The organism is Brucella sp. HL-2, assembly GCF_025846885.2.
Classification (GTDB): Bacteria; Pseudomonadota; Alphaproteobacteria; order Rhizobiales; family Rhizobiaceae; genus Brucella; species Brucella quorumnocens.
Genome location: NZ_JAOYTK010000002.1, coordinates 273,494 through 287,590, shown reverse-complemented (window position 1 = coordinate 287,590; position 14,097 = coordinate 273,494). Strand labels below are relative to the sequence as shown.

Genomic DNA, 14,097 nt, shown 5'->3' with positions numbered 1-14,097 from the left:
CTCCCGCCATTGTGCCCCCTTTAAAAACGGAATCTAATACTTCCACGTTCAGGAGAGTCGTCACCGGAACGAGTTGGGAATTGATGAGCATGTCCGGGCAACGGACGTGATCTCCAGGGGAAAACACATGAAATTCGGAACTACATTACCTGTTATTGCTCGGCAGAATGGGACACTCACCACCAGACTGATGCGTACGTCCATTCCTGCGGCGCTGGCATTCGCTCTTTGCCTGTCAGCCTCACCAAAGGCCGTGGAAGCCGCTACGCCAGCCGACACGCTCGTCATTGCGATGAGTATCGACGATATTATTTCGCTCGATCCAGCAGAAATCTTTGAAATCACTACGTCTGAAATGCTGACCAGCACTTATGAACGACTGGTGACGACAGACACGAAAGATCCAACCAAGATCATACCACAGATCGCCGAGAGCTGGACTTTCTCCGACGATGGCAAATCGATCACGTTCAAAATTCGCGATGGCCTAAAATTTGCCTCCGGCAACCCCATTACGGCGCATGATGCCGCCTATTCGCTCCAACGCGCAATCAAACTCGACAAGAGCCCTGCATTTATTCTGAGCCAGTTTGGCATCACTGCTGAAAACGTCGACCAAAACGTCGTTGCAACCGATGACAAGACATTCGTTTTCACGACCGGCAAGGCCTTTGCGCCAAGTTTCGTCATGAACTGTTTGACCTCCAGCGTCGCATCGATTGTCGATAGCAAACTGGTCAAGGAACATGAACAGAAGACCGAGAAGACGGACACGTATGCTTATGATACGGACTTCGGTTATGACTGGCTGAAGAATAATTACGCTGGGTCTGGGCCGTTCGCTTTGAAGCAATGGCGCGCCAATGAAGTTATGCTTCTGGAGCGAAACGAGAATTATTCTGACACCAAGCCGGCCATGAAGCGCGTTATCTATCGTCACGTGAAGGAAGGCGTGTCGCAGCGTCTTCTGCTACAGGCTGGAGATATCGACATTGCGCGCAATCTCGAACCGGGTGACATTGAAGAACTTGGCAAGGATGCCAAGTTCAGCGTTATCAACGCTCCAAAGGGCCGCATTTATTACCTTAGCGCGAACCAGAATGTGCCGGAACTAGCCAAGCCGGAAGTGCGTCAAGCACTGAAGTATCTGATTGATTACGATACGATTGAAGCAACCCTGATCAGAGGAATTGGCCGCAAGCATCAATCCTTCTTGCCGGTCGGCATGTTTGGTGCAGTCGATGACAAACCTTTCAAGTATGATGTTGAGAAAGCAAAGGAATTGCTTGAAAAAGCAGGGCTAAAAGATGGCTTGAGCATCACGCTTGATGTTCGTAACAACCAGCCATACGTTGGCATTGCTGAAAGCATCCAGCAAACCATGGCCAAGGCCGGGGTCAGTGTTGAAATCCTACAAGGCGATGGCAAGCTTACGACCACCAAGGTTCGTGCCCGCAAGCATCAGCTTGCATTGGGTATTTGGGGGCCAGATTATTGGGACCCACACACCAACGCCGTCACATTCACTAACAATCCGAATAACGGTGATGAGGTAAATTTGCGGACAACCGCCTGGCAGGCTTCATGGGATATTCCAGAACTGACAGCCGAAACCATGGCAGCGGCAGAGGAACGTGATACGACCAAGCGTGAAGCCATGTATCATGATCTTCAAAAGAAATTTCAGGAAGATAGCCCGATAACGGTCATTTATCAGCAGATCGAAACGGCTGTGACGGCTTCAAACGTTCACAACTTCGATATGGTCGCCGATGCGAACTATGTTGCGACCGTAACAAAAGACTAAAAAGTAAAAGCCGAGTGGATTAGAGTACCGATCAGATTCAATAGATCGGTACTCTAACACTTTTCGGGATGCGCTCTGACCCCGTCTTTTCTCTACTGATCAAAACTGAAAGACGGCAACTGCTCGAGCGCCGACTTCAGCGCTTCAGACCAACTTTCCGAAACCGTCTGATAATAAGGGTCGCTTGCTTCAAAGCGCCTGTGTTCGCCGAGCTCGAGGCTGTCGGTCTCATAAATCTGCATATCAAGCGGCAGCCCTACCGAGAGATTTGCCTTCAATGTCGAGTCAAAAGAAACGAGCAGCAGCTTGACCGCTTCCTCGAAACTCATTGTCTCCTGATAAGCGCGCACCAAAATTGGCTTGCCGTACTTGTTCTCACCAATCTGAAAAAATGGCGTATCGACCGAGCTTTCGATGAAGTTGCCTTCAGGATAAATATAGAAGAGCCGAGGCTGTCCGCCTTTGATCTGCCCGCCCAGAATGAACGATGCGCCAAATGCGTCCGCACTCTGCCCGCCTGTTGCCGAGTTCGTAATGACTTCCTTGACCGTATCGCCAATGAGACGTGCCACCTGAAACATGGAGGGTGCGTCGAATACTGACGGGTGCCTGTCCTCTGGCGCCTTCATGCGCTCTTCAAGCAGGCTCGCAACAGCTTGTGTGGTAGCGAGATTACCCGCCGATAAAAGCACAATCACACGTTCACCAGCTTTGTTCCAGCTACGCATCTTCGAGAATGTCGAGATATTATCGAGACCTGCATTCGTCCTTGTATCGGACATAAACACAAGGCCGCGATCAATTTTCATTCCAACGCAATAAGTCATCAGCAGTTTCCGGCATGCAATTTATAATCATAGAGCATTTCCAGCAAAAGTGCGCAGCGGTTTTGCGTAGGACAATGCGACAAAACAAACACTTAGAGCATTACTTCTCATTCAGTCATCAAGCACAATGCTCTAAACAATCACTGCCCTACATTGATGTGGACCGCAAGGCTTTCAACCGCGCCTCCAAGCCTTACCCCGGAAATTGGCGCTGCATCGCGATAATCAAGCCCCGTTGCCAGACGAACATACCGATCATTTGGGCAGACATTATTGGCAGCATCAAACCCTACCCAGCCAAGTCCATCGATATGCGCCTCTGTCCATGCATGGCTCGCGGTTTGCTCATCGATGCCTTCCATTAACAGATAGCCGGACACATAGCGGGCCGGAATTTTAAGCAATCGCGCTGCAGAGAGAAAGATATGACTGTGGTCCTGACAAACGCCCCTACCCGCCTCGAGTGCACTTTCTGCGTTGGTCGCGACGCTAGTCGTGCCAGGCATATAGGCAACTGCAGTATGAACTGAATTCATCAGTTCATGTAACAATGCAAGACGTTCCTTATCTTTCGGCAGATCACCAGAAAGTGCGCGGATGTGATCGCCGGGCATCGTCAGGTGGGTTTCGCGTTCAAACAGCCACAGAGGCGCATAGCCATACACTGGACCCAGAACGCCAACACGATCTTCCACTTCAACATTGCCGCTCGCGGTAATGATGATCTCGTTCACATTGCGGGCATGCTGGACAAGATCGGTCTTGTTGCCGAAGCCATCGATATAGGAAACTTCAGACTCGCCGCCTTCAATCTTAAGTTCCCAGTGTTTGACCACTTGGCCGGGTAAAGTCGGCGGGCGCAGCCGCAACCGCTGAACCGCATAGGGAACCGGGTTTTCATATCGATAATGCGAAACATGCCGGATATTGAGCAACAAGCAATCACCTCAATAAAAATTATAGGTTTCAGCGATCTCGTTGCCGAGCCGGTTGTTGCGGGAAATGAAATCTGTCAGGAACTCATGTAAACCGACATCGAAAATTGCACCAATCTCCTGATTTTGCAGGGTTGCATAGATTATCTCGCCCGTCTGGTGACAAACAGCGCTATCGCCATAATCCTTGGCTAGATAGTTCAAATGTCCGTTAATGCTCTGATAGCAATAATTGAGCGATCGCGGCATACGCCCATTGAGGATCAGATAGTCCGCCACATGCGCAGGACGATAGTCACCATCATAAACCCAGCGATACGACCGATGTGCTGAGACTGATCGGAGAATCGACTCCCACTGATAATTGTCCAGCGTGGTTCCGACATAAGAAACAGCCGGCAGGAGCACATAATATTTCACATCGAGAATACGTGCCGTATTGTCTGCGCGTTCGATAAAAGTGCCGAGCCCCGCAAAATCGAAGATCTCGTTACGCAGCATCGTCCCGTGAAACGCACCGCGGATCAGTGCTGTCTCGCGTTTGATCTGATCGAGCAGCGGCGGTAAATCGGCTTCTTTCAATGGCTTACAGAGCGACTTTTTAAGGACCATCCACGCTTCATTGACGCTTTCCCATGCTTCGCGAGTTAGTGCAGTTCGCACCATACGTCCATTGGAACGTGCGTTTTCTATGCAGGACATGACGCTTGACGGATTATCCATATCCCGAAGCAGAAAGTCAGCGACGTTTGCAGCATTATAAGCGTGATATTTCGCCGAGAACGTCTGGCTTGCGCCTGCCGATACCACCACAGAAGACCACTCTTCCGGTGCATCCGATGTTTTTGTAAGTGCCATACGCAATCCCGCATCAACCAGACGCGCCATGTTTTCAGCGCGCTCGATATAGCGGAACATCCAGTAAAGCCCGTTTGCCGTACGGCCAAGAAGCATAAATTCATTCCCCTTCAACACGCACCGGTCTTATCGCCGGTTTTGATGCGCAATTCCAAAAACTATTATCTTATACCAAAGTTCATTGAGTAAGACTCATCGGACTTTGGTTAAGCCTGTGTGGCGATTGAACATTTTCAAGGCTTAATGCGTCAGCATCTTAGCGCCTTGGTATTAGAGCGGGTCGAGTTAAGACTGAATCATTAGAACCGCTCTTAACTATTTGTTTTTGCGCCTTTCCCCACGCAAAACCGCTTCGCACTTTTGCTGGAAATGCTTTAGTCGTCGAGTACCCAAGTGTCCTTTGTGCCGCCGCCCTGACTGGAGTTCACAACGAGCGAGCCTTCCTTCAGCGCCACACGCGTCAATCCGCCGGGTGTGATGCGAATGCGGTCTGACACCAGTACGAACGGCCTAAGATCGACGTGGCGTGGAGCAAGGCCGCTTTCAGTGAAGATCGGTGTCGTTGAAAGTGCTAATGTCGGCTGCGCAATATAGTTCCGAGGACGGGCTTTCAGTTTCTCCGCAAAAGTGTCGCGTTCAGCCTTGGTCGCGGCCGGGCCGACCAGCATGCCGTAGCCCCCTGAGCCATGCACTTCCTTGACGACGAGATCGGCAAGATTATCGAGCACATAGGCCAGACTGTCAGGCTCTGAACAGCGCCAAGTCGGAACGTTTTCCAAAATAGCCTTGCGACCGGTATAAAACTCAATGATCTCGGGCATATAAGAGTAGATCGCTTTATCGTCGGCAATTCCTGTGCCCGGCGCATTGGCAATTGTGATGTTTCCAGCGCGATAGACATCCATGATGCCTGCGACGCCAAGCGTGGAATCTGGTCTGAATGTTAGTGGATCAAGATAATCATCGTCGACACGACGATAAAGCACATCGATGGCGCGATAGCCTTTCGTAGTGCGCATGGCGACACGCCCATCCACAACGCGCAGGTCACTCCCCTCTACAAGTTCCACGCCCATTTGATCCGCCAGAAAGGCGTGCTCGAAATAGGCCGAGTTGTAGATGCCAGGTGTCAACACTGCCACCGTTGGCACACCTTGCGTTCCGGGTGGTGCCACACTTGCGAGTGATTGGCGCAGCAATTGCGGATAGTTCTCGACTGGGCGAACCTTCACATTCTGAAACAACTCTGGGAACAGTTGCATCATAGTTTCGCGGTTTTCCAGCATATAGGAAACACCGGAAGGTGTTCGCGCATTGTCTTCAAGCACATAGAATTGGTTTTCAGCCGTGCGCACGATATCGACGCCGATAATGTGCGTATAGACATTCCCGGGTGGGCGAAACCCGATCATTTCCGGAAGAAATGCTTCATTATTGGTAATGAGTTCTTTTGGGATACGCCCTGCCCGGACGATTTCCTGTCGATGATAGATATCGTCCAGAAAAGCATTGAGCGCCATCACACGCTGCTCGATGCCTTGTGAAAGTCGTCGCCATTCCTGACCTGAAATAATACGCGGAATGATATCGAATGGGATCAAACGTTCCGCTGCGTCTTCATCGCCATAAACCGCAAATGTGATGCCTGTCTTGCGAAATACGCTTTCAGCATCCTGCGTTTTCTGCAGAAGTTTGTGTTGATCCTGCTGGTCGAGCCACTGCTTGAGAAATTCGTAAGGTTGGCGGACACTCCCGCCATGATTGAGCATCTCATCGAATGGCTTCACTGAATTCCCCTTCTTTTCGCTAATATTCAGCTTCAAATCAGGGAAATGCAAGTGTGCATATCATGCAAAAGCGCAAGGCTGGGTTGCGCAATTTCGTCGCGACAGCGGTTTAACGATAGTTTCTAATCCCGCGCAACTGATATTCAGCGCTGGATTTCAGCTGGGACGATGGGCTTTGACAACTGTGGGATCGGTCTCGATGCGGCCTGCTCCGATTAAATCAAGGCAATAAGGCACAGCCGGGAAAATGGCCTGCAAGGTCATCGCGATGGATACGGGTTTGCCCGGCAGGTTGATTATAAAACTCTTTCCGCGACTGCCTGCAGTCTGACGCGAGAGTATCGCGGTTGGTGTTTGTTCAAGGCTCGCGCGGCGCATCTGCTCGCCAAAACCCCGCAACTCTTTATGTAAAACGGCAATCATTGCTTCCGGTGTTTCGTCACGTGAACTAGGACCTGTGCCACCTGTGGTCAGGATCAAATCGCATCCGATATTGTCTGAGAGATCGATCAGCGTATCACGCACAGAATCCATGCCGTCCGGAATGACGCGTTTGATGATTTCATAGGGCGTTACAATCGCGCTTTTTAGCCAGGATTCGATTGCCGGACCGCTCAAATCTTCGTATTCGCCGCGGCTTGCACGGTCAGATACTGTAACGACGCCGATTTTCACTATCGCATCCTTTTCTTTTGGCTTTTGTCTTGGCTTATAGCGTTGTATCTCAGGCTTGTGAAGGTTTGCCTTCCAGGCGGAGACATCACGAAAACAGTTTAACAAACCCAGTTTAAAATGCTGTTGCTTTCCTTTGAAATTCGAGCTTCAATCAAATAATTCAGGGGGAGAACACCATGCCATTCAAAGGCAGCCAATATCACGGAACGTTCACGCCCGAGGACTTGCAGTTGATGCAAGCCGCCTATAATCGAAGCTGTGCTTTGTTGGAGCGTTGTCCAACGACGCATGAGGCCAAAAACGATCTAGCACGCGCCATTATCAGGACATTTCAATCAGGCGAGTGCGACCCAGAGAAAATTGCTGCAATCGCAGCGCGAGTAGAGCTTATGCGCAGTTGAAACCAGTTACTGAATGTAAACTATCCATATGTATGGTAGTAATGCGTTCAGATTTACTAAGGACATGCTTTTAGAACGCATCCCGAAAAGTGTGAAACGGTTTTCGGTAAGATGGGTGTTAAGACAAGTGAGTGGAGCGCCGGTCTGGTGTAATCAGATCGATAAGCGCTCTAAACTATCGTCCAGGTTATGAAATTCGGTCAATCACGACCAAACTGCGAATGAAATGATATGCCGTTTTCGAGAGATTATTATTTTAAGCGTTTCAAGCCCGCTGAACTGGAACAGTTGCAGGCGGCCTTTATAGAGACGTGTCAACGTTTAGGGCGTTGCCCGATAACCTCTCCTCAGAAAGATGAAATGGCGCGAGAAATCATTCAGATTTATGAATGTGGTATTTCAAATCCTGAGAAAATTGCCGATCTCATGATGCAAATTGAAAGCGTGAAGCCAAAGCCCTTTGCAGAACAGGTCTTTGAGCAGGATTTTGATCGCACCGCGAAAACCGCCTGACATTTCTGCTAAAAATCTGGAAATTTATCTGACATTCAACAGGTGGAAACCTCCCTATCTTAAGTAATATATTATATTAATAACATAACATATTGTTTTAGTTTAATAATAGTTGATCCCATCACAGTCACTCGCTCATGCGCCCTTAAGTCTTTCGTAAACTTTGGATTCAGCTTTGTGCGGTAATCTTTGGTTAGCAATTTGCTCGGGAGGAGCGTTGCGAGTTTTGGTGGATGGCATTTCTGCAACCTTTTTTGGTCTGGCTGTAGAGCGCCTGAGTTTTGTGTACGGGTATCATGCGTTTTTCAGTTGTGTCAGCAATTGCCCTTGCCTGCACCGCTCTGGCGGGTTGCACGTCAAGTTCCGGCATCGACAGTCTCATGCCGCAGCCATCTGCTGAGCTGACCAGCTCCGTGGTCCGGCCATCTGCACCTGTGATAGAAACAGCGAGGGCGTCGCAATCGATGCCCGCCGCCCCGCAGGAAGAAGTTCTTGCTTGGGCCGGTCCCGTTCCCGATGCAGGCCCGTTTAAAACCGAGCCTCCCGCTCCCTTGACGCAGCGCCCTGAACAAAGGGTGGCGGCGCCTATTTCAGTTCCCAAGCCGGAAGTTGCCGCCTATCCGCCTGTGCGTCTTGCGCCTCAGCAACGTTCGCGCGTCTATAGCCAGCGCTTCCGGGATGCAAAGCCAATCAACTTCGGGAGCGTATCGCCGCGTAGGCACGCAGTGCATGGCGTCGACGTCTCACGCTGGCAAGGTAATATTGACTGGGCTACGTTGCGCCAGAATGGCGCTAACTTCGCATATATTAAAGCAACGGACGGTGGCGATCATCTCGATCCGATGTTCCGCAAGAATTGGCGCGATGCAAAGGCAGCAGGCCTGAAGCGCGGCGCTTATCACTTCTTCTATTGGTGCCGCGTCGCAAGCCAGCAGGCCGATTGGTTTATCCGCAACGTGCCGGTCGATCCTGACGCATTGCCACCTGTTATCGACGTGGAATGGAATGGTGATTCATCCTGCAAGCGCCGCCCATCTCCGGCACAGGTACGCGAAAAGATGCAGGTCTTTATGGATGCGCTTGAGCGCCATTACGGTAAGCGACCGGTTATCTACACGGCACCAGATTTCTATGATGATAATCTCAAAGGTGCATTCACGGATTATCCGTTCTGGCTGCGTGCGGTGGCTCAGCATCCATCAAAAGTCTACCCGGGCCGTCGCTGGGTCTTCTGGCAGTATTCTGGCTCAGGCTTGTCTCAGGGCGTTAATGGTAAGATCGATTTGAACGTCTTCCATGGCAGCGAAGAGCAATGGCACAAATGGGTTGACCGCTTCGCCAGTCAATCTTGATATTTAGAAAGCTAATCCCCTCGAGGGGATTAGCTTTTTTTGTTCAAGACTTGCCGATATTTTCGAGGTCATAAGGCGTTGACTGGTACATCTCATTGATCCAGTTGCCAAAAAGCAGATGCGCGTGGCCACGCCAGCAGTTCTGTGGCTTACGGCTGACATCATCATTTGGAAAATAATTGGCAGGCGGCGGTGTTTCCGGTTGAAGCTGGATATCCCGGAAATACTCATCTGCAAGCGATGTCGTATCATATTCAACATGGTTGAACATGTGTAGCGCGCGATGCTGCGGATCTTCCAGCAAGCACAGGCCGCTTTCTGGACTGTCAACCAGAACCCTCAGGCTGCTTTCTGACGGGATGTCGTCTTTGCGTACTTCAGTCCAGCGAGAGACTGGGATTGCGAAGTCATCTGAGAAACCGCGCAAATAAGGCGAAGACGGTGCCAAATTCTGCTGGCTGTAAACACCGGAGGCTTTACCGGGCAGATCATATTTACTCATGCCGTGAAAATGATGCACAGCAGCTTGCGCAGCCCAGCAGATATTCAGCGTGCGATGAACATGCGTCTGCGTCCAGTCGAAAACGCGCTGCATCTCATCCCAATAAGTGACTTCCTCAAATGGCATGCGTTCAACTGGCGCGCCCGTAATGACAAAGCCATCAAAGCGCTCATCACGCACCTCTTCCCATGGACGGTAGAAGGAAAGCATGTGGTCGGCTGACGTGTGACGTGCAACATGATTGGTTATACGCACGAGCGTTAGTTCGAGTTGTAGCGGGGTAGCCCCCAGCAGCCGCGCAATCTGCGTTTCCGTCGTCGCTTTATTCGGCATCAGATTAAGAAGGCCAATTTTCAACGGCCTGATATCCTGACGGATAGCATCCGCCTCACGCATGACCATAACGCCCTCGGCTTCGAGAACACTGGTTGCGGGCAGATCGTCAGGAATTTTAATAGGCATGTCGCGTCGGTCCTTCTTTATATCAGAGCAGACGCGCGTGGCTTTATCCGTATACTTGCCGGTTGGCCACATCCTTCCTTTTTTAAGGAAGTACCACCTTGCCCGGAAAGGCAGGTTGGCGTTGGGCGTCGCCCCAACTCTTGATGTGACGCTACTTCTACTCAAACTGATGCGCGCTGACAAGAGTGTTTAAACACTCGCCACTCCAACACTGCGGAATTTTATTCTGTTCACTCACGTAATGAAGGCGATCAGATCGCCCTTAAAGAGCCAAAGACGAAAAGAACTGTCTTTTCAATGCAAATGATGAGCTTCGAGTGGAAAGCATCACAATCGATACGTTCTGGGAACCAGCCGTCATTTCGCGCGTTTTTCCTTTATCCGGCGGATATGTTAAACTGGCGGAAAAGGGAGGGAAAAATGAGCAATATTATTTTCTGGATGGCGCTTGTCATTCTGCCGATTCTGGCAGGAACAGCTTTCGCCTATCTTCGTCATATGCATCACGGCGATGATTTTTAAGACGGTCCTTTAATGATGAGGCTAACTAACTGGCTTGACGAAATAGATTGATATCAACATTACTAGGCAATGCCAGAAGTTCGCGACGTCCCGTTTGAAACCACGCTTCTTGTGCGTGACACTTGTTTATGTCTGCATGTTCAGCGTGCAGCACGCGCACTTGCGCGCTTTTTTGATGAGGAGCTGCGCCCATCGGGCTTGAATAACGGGCAATTCTCGCTGCTCATGTCACTCAATCGCCCTAGCCCACCTCCTATGAAACCAGTGGCTGAGCTTCTCGCCATGGATCAGACCACCCTCACCGCAGCACTAAAACCCTTGCAGCGAAATGGCTGGGTCGAAGTTGTCGTTAATCCGAAAGATCGTCGCGAGCGGCTTCTTGTTCTAACATCTGAAGGACAATCAGTGCTTGCCTCTGCCGTTCCTATCTGGATGGCAGCGCATGCGAAACTTGAAAGCACTTTTCCCGGCAATAACCTTGAATTATTTCGTCAAGAATTAGTTTCACTTTGCCGTTAGGCTCTTTACCATCCACCTGATAGCGTTAGTTTGCAAAGCGCGACTATCTTTTGACAAGCGTGAACAGGCTTCACGCCAAAATGCAGGTGTAAAATCTCAATGAGCGGACCGGATACCCCCCATATCCTCGTCGTTGGTGCAGGCTTTGGTGGCCTGCAATTTATCCATGATCTGAAAGGCGCGAATGTTCGCATTACGCTTGTCGATCAACGCAATCATCATCTTTTCCAGCCGCTGCTTTATCAGGTTGCGACAACAATCCTCGCCACGTCTGAAATTGCCTGGCCAATCCGCCACCTTTTTCGGGATCGCAAAGATGTCACAACCTTGCTCGGCGCAGTTGTCGGCGTGGATACTGCGGCACAAAAAGTGCAACTCGAAAACGGCGAGCAAATTGCTTACGACACACTCGTGCTCGCAACGGGCGCGCGCCACGCTTATTTTGGCAATGATCGTTGGGAAAAGGTTGCTCCGGGTCTGAAAGCGCTGGAGGACGCCACGACCATTCGCCGCCGTTTGCTTCTCGCATTTGAGCGTGCGGAGCGCGAGACCGATCCTGCAAAGCAAAAGGCATTGCTAACATTCTCGGTGGTTGGTGGGGGACCGACCGGCGTTGAATTGGCGGGCATTATTGCAGAACTCGCCAAGCAGACCATGTGGCCGGAATTTCGCAATATCGATACGCGGCAAGCACGCATTCTGCTTGTTGAGGCGGGACCACGTATTCTGGCGGCGTTCCCCGAATATCTTTCGACTTACGCACAAAACGCCTTGCAGAAGATTGGTGTTGAAGTCCGTCTCGGCGTGCCCGTCAAGGAAATCACCGAAGACGGAGTGACCGTTGGTGAAGAGTTCATCCCTTGCAAAACAGCCATTTGGGCTGCTGGTGTTGCTGCATCACCTGCAGCAGCATGGTTGGGCGCTGAAAGCGACCGCGCTGGCCGCGTTCGCGTTCTACCCGACCTGACCGTAGCTGGTCATGAAAACATCTTCGTGATTGGCGATACGGCGTGGGTTGAAGGCCCGGACGGAAAACCTGTCCCGGGTATTGCTCCGGCGGCCAAGCAGCAGGGAGCCTATGTTGCGAAGGTCATTCGCAGCCGCACGTCGGGAAAGGCAATTCCAGCGCCATTTCGCTATCACCACCAAGGAAATCTTGCGACCATCGGTCGTGGTGCGGCTGTGGTCGATATGGGACGCATCAAACTAACCGGTGCAATTGCTTGGTGGGTATGGGGTATTGCCCATATCTTCTTCCTGATTGGTACGCGAAGCCGAGCCGCAGTTGCATGGAGTTGGCTCTGGACCTTCATATCTGGCCAGCACAGTGCACGCCTGATTACGCAAGGCAAAGCCGCAGAAGACAATAAATGAAACAAAACGGCCCGCCAAAAGCGGGCCGTTTCTGTTGCCTGAGATATTACTCTGCAGGTTGCAAAACCAGTTCGCCCACTGGCTCCGGTTCCATGACTATCGGTTTGCCATTCATCGCGGCATTAAGACGCTCGACATCCAGTTCGTTTTCCCAACGCGCAACCACGATGGTTGCAACTGCATTGCCGACAAGATTGGTCAGTGCACGGCATTCCGACATAAAGCGGTCGATGCCCAGGATCAGCGCCATACCGGCAACCGGAACTGCTGGAACAACCGACAGTGTTGCAGCAAGGGTGATGAAGCCAGCACCGGTGATGCCCGCTGCACCCTTAGAACTCAACATAGCCACAAGAAGCAGCAGAATCTGGTCGGTTAACGAGAGTGGAATATCTGTCGCCTGCGCGATGAACAGTGCTGCAAGCGTCATGTAGATATTCGTGCCATCAAGGTTGAACGAGTAGCCAGTTGGAATAACAAGGCCAACGACGGAGCGCTTGCAACCTGCCTTTTCCATTTTGTCCATGAGGCTCGGCAACGCGGCTTCCGAAGAAGATGTACCAAGAACCAGCAGGAGCTCTTCCTTGATGTAGCGAATGAGCGCAATGATCGAGAACCCGTTATAGCGAGCAACAGCACCCAGCACCACGAGTACGAACAACAATGCCGTGATGTAGAATGTAGCGATGAGCATTGCCAGATTGGCAATAGACCCGATGCCATATTTGCCGATTGTGAATGCCATTGCGCCGAAGGCACCAATTGGCGCAGCTTTCATCAGGATCGAAACCAACTTGAAAACAGGCGCAGTCAGCATCTGCAGGAAGTCTGTAACTGGCTTGCCTTTATCGCCAACCATGGCAAGAGAGACACCGAACAGGACCGAGAAAAACAGAACCTGAAGAATGTCTCCAGAAGCGAATGCGCCAACGATTGTGGTTGGTATGATGTTGGACAGGAAGCCGCTGATCGTCTGTTCATGCGCTTTTTCGGCATAGTTTGCGACAGCGCTTGGATCAAGCGAGGCCGGATCAATATGCATACCTGCGCCCGGCTGCACAACATTGGCAACGATGAGACCAATGATCAGTGCCAGTGTGGAAAACGTCAGGAAGTAGATCATGGCCTTACCGGCCACGCGCCCGACTTTCTTCATGTCGGTCATACCGGCAATGCCGGTTGCTACCGTCAGGAAGATCACCGGAGCGATGATCATCTTCACGAGCTTGATAAAGGCATCGCCCAAAGGCTTCAAAGAGGTGCCAAGCTCAGGATAGAAATGTCCAAGCAAAATACCTGCAGCAATCGCGAACAGAACCTGCACATAAAGTTGCTTATAAAATGGGATTGGGCGGCGTGGTTCAGCCACAGCGCCATTCGGTACGGCAATCATGATGTCCTCCGTTTGGCTCTATCTGGATCCCGTCCAGCCTCCCGAGCCTTTCGTCCTCTTGTTCAGCGGCCCTTGCCGCCGCTCACATCATGATTTGCAAGGACTATGCCAGTTTTCATTAGGTGATTAATATATTGAAATATAATGGTAATTTCTTTGTTCGCCGAATA

13 protein-coding genes and 1 riboswitch are annotated in these 14,097 nt (G+C 51.0%); of the genes, 6 read left to right on the top strand and 7 right to left on the bottom strand.

The genetic code is table 11. The features are described 5' to 3' along the window. Window positions 1–127 precede the first annotated feature (127 nt). Window positions 128–1,807: an ABC transporter substrate-binding protein gene (locus OIV19_RS04490; protein ID WP_264230795.1), complete on the top strand. Its 1,680-nt coding sequence runs from the start codon at window positions 128–130 to the stop codon at window positions 1,805–1,807. Between the two features lie 92 nt (window positions 1,808–1,899). Here the strand turns inward: OIV19_RS04490 and OIV19_RS04485 are convergent, their stop codons facing one another. The 5 genes from OIV19_RS04485 to mog form a co-directional block, all read right to left on the bottom strand. Continuing rightward, window positions 1,900–2,634: a proteasome-type protease gene (locus OIV19_RS04485; RefSeq protein ID WP_151092285.1), complete on the bottom strand. Its 735-nt coding sequence runs from the start codon at window positions 2,632–2,634 to the stop codon at window positions 1,900–1,902. Window positions 2,635–2,774: 140 nt separating this feature from the next. After that, window positions 2,775–3,572: a transglutaminase-like domain-containing protein gene (locus tag OIV19_RS04480; RefSeq protein WP_264230794.1), complete on the bottom strand. Its 798-nt coding sequence runs from the start codon at window positions 3,570–3,572 to the stop codon at window positions 2,775–2,777. A gap of 9 nt (window positions 3,573–3,581) precedes the next feature. After that, complete coding sequence (locus tag OIV19_RS04475; protein ID WP_264230793.1) at window positions 3,582–4,523, bottom strand: alpha-E domain-containing protein; 942 nt, start codon at window positions 4,521–4,523, stop codon at window positions 3,582–3,584. Between the two features lie 278 nt (window positions 4,524–4,801). Next, the gene (locus tag OIV19_RS04470; protein WP_264230792.1) at window positions 4,802–6,214 is read right to left on the bottom strand and encodes a circularly permuted type 2 ATP-grasp protein; all 1,413 of its coding nucleotides are present in this window, start codon (window positions 6,212–6,214) and stop codon (window positions 4,802–4,804) included. A 156-nt stretch (window positions 6,215–6,370) separates the two neighbouring features. After that, complete coding sequence (mog, locus tag OIV19_RS04465; protein ID WP_264230791.1) at window positions 6,371–6,889, bottom strand: molybdopterin adenylyltransferase; 519 nt, start codon at window positions 6,887–6,889, stop codon at window positions 6,371–6,373. A gap of 176 nt (window positions 6,890–7,065) precedes the next feature. Here mog and OIV19_RS04460 point away from each other — a divergent pair, with 176 nt between their 5' ends. From OIV19_RS04460 to OIV19_RS04450, 3 genes are all read left to right on the top strand, one after another. Next, window positions 7,066–7,290, top strand: a complete 225-nt coding sequence (locus tag OIV19_RS04460) for a hypothetical protein (RefSeq protein WP_151092276.1) — start codon at window positions 7,066–7,068, stop codon at window positions 7,288–7,290. A gap of 231 nt (window positions 7,291–7,521) precedes the next feature. After that, window positions 7,522–7,803, top strand: coding sequence for a hypothetical protein (locus OIV19_RS04455; RefSeq protein ID WP_151092274.1), 282 nt, complete (start codon window positions 7,522–7,524; stop codon window positions 7,801–7,803). A gap of 296 nt (window positions 7,804–8,099) precedes the next feature. After that, window positions 8,100–9,155, top strand: a complete 1,056-nt coding sequence (locus OIV19_RS04450) for a glycoside hydrolase family 25 protein (RefSeq protein ID WP_095444396.1) — start codon at window positions 8,100–8,102, stop codon at window positions 9,153–9,155. A 43-nt stretch (window positions 9,156–9,198) separates the two neighbouring features. Here the strand turns inward: OIV19_RS04450 and OIV19_RS04445 are convergent, their stop codons facing one another. After that, window positions 9,199–10,119 (bottom strand): homoserine O-succinyltransferase, encoded by a 921-nt coding sequence (locus OIV19_RS04445; RefSeq protein WP_095445657.1) that lies wholly within the window; start codon window positions 10,117–10,119, stop codon window positions 9,199–9,201. A gap of 41 nt (window positions 10,120–10,160) precedes the next feature. Continuing rightward, a riboswitch (SAM-I-IV-variant riboswitch) is annotated at window positions 10,161–10,271 on the bottom strand. A 439-nt stretch (window positions 10,272–10,710) separates the two neighbouring features. On the opposite strand from OIV19_RS04445, the gene OIV19_RS04440 reads away from it, so the two are divergent. Beyond that, window positions 10,711–11,160: a MarR family winged helix-turn-helix transcriptional regulator gene (locus OIV19_RS04440; protein WP_151092268.1), complete on the top strand. Its 450-nt coding sequence runs from the start codon at window positions 10,711–10,713 to the stop codon at window positions 11,158–11,160. Window positions 11,161–11,259: 99 nt separating this feature from the next. Further along, entirely contained in the window at window positions 11,260–12,534 is a 1,275-nt protein-coding gene (locus tag OIV19_RS04435) for an NAD(P)/FAD-dependent oxidoreductase (RefSeq protein WP_264230790.1), read from the top strand. 46 nt (window positions 12,535–12,580) lie between these two features. On the opposite strand, the gene OIV19_RS04430 is transcribed toward OIV19_RS04435, so the two are convergent. Further along, window positions 12,581–13,927: a dicarboxylate/amino acid:cation symporter gene (locus OIV19_RS04430; RefSeq protein WP_264230789.1), complete on the bottom strand. Its 1,347-nt coding sequence runs from the start codon at window positions 13,925–13,927 to the stop codon at window positions 12,581–12,583. Window positions 13,928–14,097: the final 170 nt, after the last annotated feature.

Bases quoted from the DNA above. Each gene is read 5' to 3' on its own strand.
- OIV19_RS04490 (WP_264230795.1), top strand. From the start codon at position 128: ATGAAATTCGGAACTACATTACCTGTTATTGCTCGGCAGAATGGGACA.
- OIV19_RS04485 (WP_151092285.1), bottom strand. From the start codon at position 2,634: ATGACTTATTGCGTTGGAATGAAAATTGATCGCGGCCTTGTGTTTATG.
- OIV19_RS04475 (WP_264230793.1), bottom strand. From the start codon at position 4,523: ATGCTTCTTGGCCGTACGGCAAACGGGCTTTACTGGATGTTCCGCTAT.
- OIV19_RS04460 (WP_151092276.1), top strand. From the start codon at position 7,066: ATGCCATTCAAAGGCAGCCAATATCACGGAACGTTCACGCCCGAGGAC.
- OIV19_RS04455 (WP_151092274.1), top strand. From the start codon at position 7,522: ATGCCGTTTTCGAGAGATTATTATTTTAAGCGTTTCAAGCCCGCTGAA.
- OIV19_RS04450 (WP_095444396.1), top strand. From the start codon at position 8,100: ATGCGTTTTTCAGTTGTGTCAGCAATTGCCCTTGCCTGCACCGCTCTG.
- OIV19_RS04445 (WP_095445657.1), bottom strand. From the start codon at position 10,119: ATGCCTATTAAAATTCCTGACGATCTGCCCGCAACCAGTGTTCTCGAA.
- OIV19_RS04440 (WP_151092268.1), top strand. From the start codon at position 10,711: ATGCCAGAAGTTCGCGACGTCCCGTTTGAAACCACGCTTCTTGTGCGT.
- OIV19_RS04435 (WP_264230790.1), top strand. From the start codon at position 11,260: ATGAGCGGACCGGATACCCCCCATATCCTCGTCGTTGGTGCAGGCTTT.
- OIV19_RS04430 (WP_264230789.1), bottom strand. From the start codon at position 13,927: ATGATTGCCGTACCGAATGGCGCTGTGGCTGAACCACGCCGCCCAATC.